The organism is Sphingorhabdus sp. (assembly GCF_044374345.1).
Taxonomy (GTDB): Bacteria; Pseudomonadota; Alphaproteobacteria; order Sphingomonadales; family Sphingomonadaceae; genus Sphingorhabdus_B.
On the sequence record NZ_JBILOS010000088.1, the window covers coordinates 1 to 8,656 of the forward strand.

Genomic DNA, 8,656 nt, shown 5'->3' on the forward strand with positions numbered 1-8,656 from the left:
TTCCATTGGTCAGCCTTGGTCGCGTTCTCGCCATCCAGTTTTACGCGGACCAACGCTTTTGCGCCAAGGCCGCCTATAAATGCGCTGCCCTTCCAATCCTTGAACATATTGCCCGAATAAATCATCAGGCCGCCGGGCGAAATCGCAGGGTTCCAGGATAGCTTCGGCGCTTCAAAACCATCGCCCGCAGAATGGTCGGGTATGTCGCGGCCGTCATAATGATTGCCGTTGGACACGGTGGGATAGCCATAATTGGCGGCTTTCCTGACAAGGTTTAGCTCGTCGCCACCTGCAGGTCCCATTTCCTGGTTCCACAAACGTCCCTGCGCATCAAAGGCGATGCCGAGTGGATTGCGGTGTCCATAGGACCAAATTTGCGATTTCACGCGGCCTTGGTCGTAAAAGGGATTGTCCGATGGCACCATACCGCCATCGGTCAGGCGGACGATTTTGCCGAGATTTTGGTTGAGATCTTGGGCAGGATCGAATTTCTGGCGGTCACCGCTGCTGATGTACAGCATGCCGTCAGGTCCAAATGCCAAACGGTGTCCAAAGTGGCCTTGGCCCGAAACCTTTGGTTCCTGACGCCAAATCACCTGAACGTCGGATAATGTCGGGGTGTTGCCTGAAAGATCGAGCTTGCCGCGCGCGACAGCCGCGCCGAATCCGCCTTCGCCTGCTTCAGCAAAGCTGATATAAACGAACTTGTTATTCGCAAAGTCGGGATGGAGAATGACATCACCAAGTCCCCCTTGTCCGCCATAGGCGACTGCGGGCACGCCCGTGACGTCGACAGCTGCGCTGTCCTTTTTCCAAAGCTTCAGCTTACCCTTCTTTTCCGTGACCAGCGCATATGGCGTGCCGGGAACGAACGTCATTGCCCAAGGCTCTGCAAAGTCTGCCATCACCGTGACATCGAACGGTTGCGCTGCATTTTCGGTGGGCGCTGCATCACTTACGGATGGCTGGCAGGCCGCTGCCAAAAAAGACGCGCCAATTAAGAATGATAATTTCGACATGTATAAAGACTCCTCAAATATCCGCTTAAAGCAGTTGGGTACTGACCGGTGGATATGCAAGAGGCTTGCATATAAGAGAGTTCCGCGCTATACGGCTGTCATCCTTACATTGTGAGAACTTGGAAGGGCTAGCGCCACTCGGTGCTGGCAACCAGAAGCTTTGCATGCCGTACAAGAAAGACTGAATTTGCCTGACCTCAATACACTGACCGCGTTGATCGCACCCGAAGCAGAAGCGCTCGGCTTTGCGCTGGTGCGTGTCGCGTGGTTTGAAACCGGCGGGCAGGGCAGCGACGAGCCAACCTTGCAGGTGATGGCCGAGCGCCCCGATACGCGGCAGCTTGGCATCGATGACTGCGCGGCGTTGTCGCATCGTATATCCGACAAATTCGACGAGCTTGACCCAATTGTCGAAGCGTACAGACTTGAAGTTAGCTCGCCCGGCATTGACCGGCCTTTAACCCGCCTGGCCGATTTTACCGACTGGGCAGGCCATGAGGTGAAGGTGGAGCTGGCCGAGCCAATGGATGGACGCAAGAATATCCGTGGCGATATTGTTGGCGTCGACGGTGACAATATTCATGTCGATGACCGCAAATCCGGACGGCTGACATTCGCCTTTTCCAATATGGGCAGCGCCAAGCTGCTCTTGACAGACCGCCTGATTGCGTCGACTGCCCCCATCAACAGCGATGGGGCCGACGAAGTTGAGGCAGATCCCATTCACGACGAAGCACAGGAAGACTAAGAACATGGCTAACACGATTGCCGCGAACAAGGCTGAATTGCTTGCAATTGCCAATGCGGTTGCTGCCGAAAAGATGATCGACAAGGCTATTGTCATTGAGGCGTTGGAAGAAGCCATCCAGCGCGCTGCCCGTGCACGTTACGGCGCGGAAAATGACATTCGCGCAAAACTGGATACGCAGACTGGCGATCTTCGCCTGTGGCGCGTTGTTGAAGTGGTTGAAAACGTCGAAGATTACTTCAAGCAAGTTGACCTGAAGCAGGCAGACAAGTTGCAAAAGGGCGCCGTTGTTGGCGACTTCATTGTTGATCCGCTGCCAGCCGTTGATCTCGGCCGTATCGATGCGCAGTCCGCAAAGCAGGTTATCTTCCAAAAGGTGCGCGATGCAGAGCGCGAGCGCCAGTTTGAAGAGTTTAAGGACCGCACCGGCGAAATCATCACCGGCGTCGTAAAGTCGGTTGAGTTCGGTCATGTCGTTGTTGACCTTGGCCGCGCTGAAGGCGTTATCCGCCGTGACCAGCAAATTCCGCGCGAAGTTGTTCGTGGTGGCGACCGCGTCCGGGCGCTGATCATGAAGGTGCAGCGCGAAAATCGTGGCCCGCAAATCCTGTTGAGCCGTGCGCATCCTGACTTCATGAAGAAGCTGTTTGCGCAGGAAGTTCCGGAAATTTACGACGGCGTCATCGAAATCAAGGCCGCTGCGCGTGACCCCGGCAGCCGCGCCAAAATTGGTGTTATCAGCCACGATAGCAGCATCGATCCCGTCGGCGCATGCGTCGGTATGAAGGGCAGCCGCGTTCAGGCCGTCGTTCAGGAAATGCAGGGCGAGAAAATCGACATCATTCCATGGTCGGAAGATACAGCGACGTTCATCGTAAACGCACTGCAGCCTGCGACCGTGAGCCGCGTTGTCATCGACGAAGAAGAAGGCCGCATCGAAGTTGTCGTTCCTGACGATCAGTTGAGCCTTGCCATTGGCCGTCGCGGCCAGAACGTCCGTTTGGCTTCGCAGCTGACCGGCCGTGGTATCGACATCATGACCGAAGCGGAATCGAACGAAAAGCGTCAGAAGGAATTTGTCGAGCGTTCGGAAATGTTCCAGCAAGAGCTGGATGTGGACGAAACCTTGGCGCAGCTTCTGGTTGCTGAAGGCTTTAGCGAACTTGAAGAAGTTGCTTATGTTGATCCGTCTGAAATCGCTGCCATCGAAGGCTTTGACGAAGGTCTGGCTGAAGAGCTTCAGAGCCGCGCACAAGAAGCGCTTGATCGCCGTGAGGAAGCCAACCGGACCGAACGTCGTGAATTGGGTGTTGAAGACGCGCTTGCGGAACTCCCCATTCTGACGGAAGCGATGCTTGTTGTGCTGGGTAAGGCCGGCATCAAGACGCTTGATGATCTCGCTGACTTGGCGACCGACGAACTGATCCAAAAGGCACGTGAGCCGCGCCGCAACGAACGCAGCGACCGCGAAATGCGCCGCAATCGGTCGGAAGATAAGGCTGGCGTCTTGGCGGTGTTCGGATTGTCTGAAGAACAGGGCAATGAAATCATCATGGCCGCACGCGCACACTGGTTCGACGACGAAGACAGCGCGCCAGCTTCGGATATCATAGAGGAGGACGCGGTTGCAGCGGACGACTCCCAATGAGAACCGACACTCCCCAATAAGGAAGTGCATATTGTCAGGTGAGCATGGGACTCGTGCCCAGCTCATCCGGCTTGCCCTCGGCCCCGATGGCAGCATCGCGCCTGATCTATTTGCCAAGGCCCCGGGCCGTGGCGCGTGGATTGGCGTATCCGGCGAAGAACTGACGAAGGCGCAGGAAAAGGGCAAGCTTGCCGGCTTGCTGCGCCGCGCCTTCAAAACCGACAAGATTGACATCATTGATGATCTGAGCGGCCGCATCGATCGCGGCCTTGAAAAGGCTTTTCTCGACCGGCTTGGGTTGGAAGCGCGGGCTGGGCACCTTATCTTGGGTGCTGAGAAGATCGACTCTGCATCACGCAGCGGGCAGGTTCGTTTGCTCTTGCATGCGTCCGACGCAAGCGCCGATGGCAGTGGCAAGCGCGATCAGGCCTGGCGCGTTGGTGAAGATGCCGAAGGGACCGGCAAGGGTGGTTTGAAACTGCCCGTCGACCGTGACGCATTGTCTGCAGCGCTTGGACGGTCAAATGCCGTTCACGTCGCACTGATTGACCAAAAAGCAGCAGATAGGGTGATGTATCATCTTGGACGCTGGCTAAATTTCAAAGGATGCAGTAATGCGCCCCTCGATTCCGCAGCTTCGGCTCCGGACGTGCGGGGCCATATTTCTGACGTCTCCGCAATTGATTGAGTAAGGACGGGTTCTGTTTCGATGAGTGATGATACCAACAATAAACCGACATTGACGCGCAAGCCGCTCACTTTGAGCCGCTCGCTCGAGTCTGGTGAAGTCAAACAGACCTTTAGCCATGGCCGGACAAACAAAGTTGTCGTCGAGGTGAAGCGCAAGAAACTTGTCGGCAAGCCCGGTTACGCGCCTGAGGCTGAAGTAGCCGCTCCACCACCACCGCAACCACCCGCTGCACCTGCAGCGGCCGCACCTGCGCCGGCTCCAGCGGCACCAGCGCCCCGTCCAACGGGCAATGACATGCTCAGCCGTCAGGAACGTCAGGCCAAGCTTCTGCGCGAGGCCGAAGAAGCCCGTTTGGCCATGCTGGAAGAAAATAACCGCCGAGAAGCCGAACAGCGGGCACAGCGTGCGGAAGAAGAGCGCCAGCGTGCCCAAGCCAATCGTACAGAAGCAGCGGCTCCGCCTCCGCCGCCAGCTGCAGCCGCGCCTGTCGAGCCTGAAACATTTGAACCTGTCGTTGAAGAAACCAACATGGATGGCGCAGCACCTGCGCCGCGTCGCTTTACACCTGTTGAAGCGCCCAAGCGTCCTGAGCGCGAGCGTGAAGAGATCAAGAAAGCGCCGCATCGTCCAACCCGCGGTGCAGCGGATGATCGCCGCCAGTCGGGCAAGCTGACCGTCACCCGCGCGCTGGAGGGCGATGATGGTGCCCGTGCGCGTTCACTCGCCGCGCTGAAGCGTGCGCGTGAAAAGGAAAAGCGTTTGCATGGCGGTGGTAACCGTCAGGCACAGGTCAAGCAGACCCGCGACGTCGTTGTCCCAGAAACAATTACCGTTCAGGAACTGGCCAACCGTATGGCGGAAAAGGGCAGTGACTTGGTCAAGGCCCTGTTCAAAATGGGCATGCCGGTCACGATCAACGAGACCATCGACCAAGATACGGCGGAATTGCTCGTCGAAGAGTTTGGCCACAACATCACCCGCGTTTCCGACGCGGACGTCGACATCGTTCATGACGAAGATGTTGACGCCCCAGAAACGTTGAAGGCGCGTCCGCCGGTTGTTACGGTCATGGGCCATGTCGACCATGGTAAGACATCGCTGCTTGACGCCTTGCGCGGCGCAAATGTCGTTTCGGGTGAAGCTGGCGGTATTACGCAGCATATCGGCGCCTATCAGGTGAAGACAAAGGATGGCTCGCTCATCACCTTCCTTGATACCCCGGGCCATGAAGCGTTCACGCAAATGCGCCAGCGCGGTGCGTCGGTTACCGATATCGTCATTTTGGTGGTTGCAGCAGACGACGGCCTTATGCCGCAGACGATCGAAGCCATTAAGCATGCCAAGGCAGCCAATGTGCCGATGATTGTTGCGATCAACAAGATAGACAAGGAAGGCGCCAACCCACAGAAGGTGCGTGAACGTCTGCTTGAACATGAAGTCATTGTCGAAGCGATGGGCGGCGATGTTCAGGACGTGGAAGTGTCCGCATTGAAGAAAACCGGATTGGACGATCTGCTCGACAAATTGGCGCTTCAGGCGGAAGTCATGGAGCTCAAGTCCAACCCAGATCGTGCGGCGGAAGCCGTGGTCGTTGAGGCACAGCTGGATAAGGGCCGCGGAGCCGTTGCGACCGTGCTGGTAAAGCGCGGCACGTTGAAGCGTGGCGATATCTTTGTTGTTGGCGCCGAAAGCGGCAAGGTCCGCGCGCTGATTAATGACAAGGGCCAGCAAGTACCCGAAGCAGGCCCGGCAACGCCGGTCGAAGTGCTCGGCCTGACGGGTGTGCCATCCGCTGGCGACGTCTTGACTGTCGTGGAAAACGAAGCGCGTGCCCGCGAAGTTGCCTTGTACCGCAAGGAAAAGTCGACGAAGGTGCGTACCGCGCAAGTCACGCCAAATCTCGAAAACCTGTTTGATAACTTGTCCGCAACGCGGGCCAAGGAATATCCTGTCGTCATCAAGGGCGATGTGCAGGGTTCGGTCGAAGCCATTGTGACGGCGCTCAACAATATCTCCACAGACGAGATCAAGGTTCGCGTTCTATTGGCTGGCGTTGGCGGTATCACGGAATCAGATATGCTGCTTGCAGCCGCGTCCAATGCGCCGCTGATTGGCTTTAATGTGCGTCCGAACAGCAAGGCTGCGGCGCTTGCGAAGCGTGACCGCGTCCGGTTGAAATATTTTGATGTGATTTATCACCTGACTGCAGACATCGCCAAGGAAATGGCGGGCGAGCTTGGTCCAGAAATCATCGAAACCGTCGTCGGACGTGCCGAGGTCAAGGACGTGTTCAAGTCTGGCAAGCGCGACAAGGCCGCTGGTTTGCTGGTCACCGAAGGCATCATCAAAAAGGGCCTTCATGCACGTCTTACCCGCGAAGACGTCATCGTGTCGAAAACCACGATTGCCTCGCTCCGCCGGTTCAAGGACAATATCGACGAAGTGCGTGCCGGTCTCGAATGTGGTGTCGTGTTGGCGGATACCAACGACGTCAAGGCAGGCGATATGCTCGAGGTCTTTGAAGTCGAGGAACGTGAACGGACGTTGTGAGCTTAGCTCGAACCTGAAAGGGGAGCTCTATGGCAAAACATAACGACACTGGTACCGAGGGCCGTTCCGTGCGGTTGCTGCGCGTAGGCGAACAATTCCGGCATATATTGTCGGAACTGCTCGCGCGTGGCGAAGTGCATGACGATGTTCTTAACAGCCATAGCGTCAGCGTGACCGAAGTGCGGATGTCCCCGGATTTGCGCCACGCAACGGCATTCATTAAGCCGCTATTGGGGGCAAATGAAGAAAAAGTGCTGAAGGCACTGCGCACCAATACGGCGTTCTTCCAAAAAGAAGTCGCCGCGCGGGTGAGCATGAAATATGCGGCAAAGCTGAAATTTCTGGCCGACGATAGCTTCGACCAAGCCACGCATATCGAAGGCTTGTTGGCACAGCCCAAGGTGCAACAAGATTTGACCGACGACGCAGAATAATGGCCAAGTTATATTTCTACTACGCGTCAATGAACGCGGGCAAATCGACGACATTGCTGCAGGCGGCATTTAATTATGGCGAGCGCGGTATGCAGGTGATGCTGTGGACCGCGGCCATCGATGACCGCCCGGGTTTCGGCGCCATCAGCTCGCGTATTGGCCTTGCCGGTGATGCCAGCCGATTTGAAAGCGACACGGACATCGAACGCGCAGTCCTTGCCAAGCACGCAGAAACGCCGCTCGCGTGCGTGCTGATCGACGAAGCGCAGTTTTTGACGAAAGAACAGGTTTGGCAGGCTGCGAGCTTGGCCGACAAGGCCGGTATTCCGGTCGTTTGCTATGGCCTGCGCACGGATTTTCAGGGCGAACTTTTCCCCGGCTCCGCTGCATTGCTCGGCATCGCGGACAGCCTGGTTGAATTAAAAGGCGTGTGTGACTGCGGCCGCAAAGCGACGATGAATTTGCGCGTTGATGAGACCGGCAAAGCCGTTGTCGATGGCGCACAAACCGAAATTGGCGGCGATGACCGTTACGTCGCAATGTGCCGAAAGCATTTTAACGAGGCACGCGGCTTAGGCTGACTTTTCATGTGCCGCTCATGCCGAGAGGCATATCGTTGTGCCTATCATGAAAAAAGCCATGGTCCCTTTGTTGGCCGCAGGTAGCGATGTCGCCGCGCCTTCAAATTGACTTGATGCTACGCCGCGCCCTAAAGGGCGGGCATGCATGGCTGGATCATCCTTGATAAACCGCTTGGTCTGGGTTCGACGCAGGCCGTTGCAGCGGTAAAGCGCAACTTGCGTTCTGCAGGCTTTGGCAAGGTCAAAGTTGGTCATGGCGGCACGCTTGATCCGCTTGCCACCGGTGTTCTTCCCATCGCATTGGGCGAGGCGACCAAATTATGTGGCCGGATGCTCGACGCGTCCAAGGCATATGATTTTACCATTTGCTTTGGGACAGAGACCAGCGGCCTAGATGCCGAGGGCGACATTGTTGCAACTTCGGATGTGCGGCCCACGCTGGATCAGCTGCAGCAAGCACTGGCGCAGTTTACGGGGCCGATTGAACAGATCCCGCCTGCTTATTCGGCGATCAAAATTGATGGCAAGCGCGCCTATGATCTGGCGCGGGCAGGGGAAGTGGTCGAGATGAAGTCGCGGAGTGTGACGGTCTATCAGCTCACCATCTGTCATGCTGAACTTGTTTCAGCATCTCACGTCGACCGGGATGAAAGTAAGACCCTGAAACAAGTTCAGGGTGACGCGCTTTTGGGTTCAATCACACTGACTGCCGACGTTTCCAAAGGCACATACATCCGCAGCTTGGCACGAGATATTGCCTATGCTTTGGGTACCGTCGGCCATGTCTCTATGCTGCGCCGCGTGCGCGCTGGTCCGTTTGCCCTGAATGGCGCGATTTCGCTGGACAAACTCAATGCATTCGGCCATGGGGCGGCCCAAGAAGACATTATCTTGCCGATAGAGGCAGGGCTGGTCGACATCCCGGCTCTTGATCTCTCCCCGGAACAGGCAAGGGCGATCCAACAGGGTCGCGTCTTGACCGGGA

8 protein-coding genes are annotated in these 8,656 nt (G+C 56.8%); 7 read left to right on the forward strand and 1 reads right to left on the reverse strand.

The features are described from left to right. Positions 1-1,019 (reverse strand): PQQ-dependent sugar dehydrogenase (locus ACIQ5B_RS08915; RefSeq protein WP_397598701.1); only part of this gene is annotated, 1,019 nt, incomplete at its 3' end. Positions 1,020-1,206: 187 nt separating this feature from the next. On the opposite strand from ACIQ5B_RS08915, the gene rimP reads away from it, so the two are divergent. The 7 genes from rimP to truB form a co-directional block, all read left to right on the forward strand. Continuing rightward, a complete protein-coding gene (rimP, locus tag ACIQ5B_RS08920; RefSeq protein WP_183940434.1) occupies positions 1,207-1,767 on the forward strand; it encodes a ribosome maturation protein RimP in 561 nt (186 codons plus the stop codon). Between the two features lie 4 nt (positions 1,768-1,771). After that, positions 1,772-3,415: a transcription termination factor NusA gene (gene nusA, locus ACIQ5B_RS08925; RefSeq protein ID WP_397598702.1), complete on the forward strand. Its 1,644-nt coding sequence runs from the start codon at positions 1,772-1,774 to the stop codon at positions 3,413-3,415. A 31-nt stretch (positions 3,416-3,446) separates the two neighbouring features. Then, a complete protein-coding gene (locus ACIQ5B_RS08930; RefSeq protein ID WP_397598703.1) occupies positions 3,447-4,103 on the forward strand; it encodes a DUF448 domain-containing protein in 657 nt (218 codons plus the stop codon). A 21-nt stretch (positions 4,104-4,124) separates the two neighbouring features. Then, positions 4,125-6,656 carry a translation initiation factor IF-2 gene (infB, locus tag ACIQ5B_RS08935; protein WP_397598704.1) on the forward strand — a complete coding sequence of 844 codons (2,532 nt, stop codon included), beginning with the start codon at positions 4,125-4,127 and terminating at the stop codon, positions 6,654-6,656. Between the two features lie 29 nt (positions 6,657-6,685). Next, on the forward strand, positions 6,686-7,090 hold the full coding sequence (gene rbfA, locus ACIQ5B_RS08940; protein ID WP_397598705.1) for a 30S ribosome-binding factor RbfA: 405 nt from the start codon (positions 6,686-6,688) through the stop codon (positions 7,088-7,090). Next, positions 7,090-7,671, forward strand: a complete 582-nt coding sequence (locus tag ACIQ5B_RS08945) for a thymidine kinase (protein WP_397577920.1) — start codon at positions 7,090-7,092, stop codon at positions 7,669-7,671. Before rbfA ends, ACIQ5B_RS08945 begins: the two co-directional genes overlap by 1 nt. Positions 7,672-7,812: 141 nt before the next feature. After that, a partial coding sequence (truB, locus tag ACIQ5B_RS08950; protein ID WP_397598706.1) for a tRNA pseudouridine(55) synthase TruB occupies positions 7,813-8,656 on the forward strand: 844 nt, incomplete at its 3' end.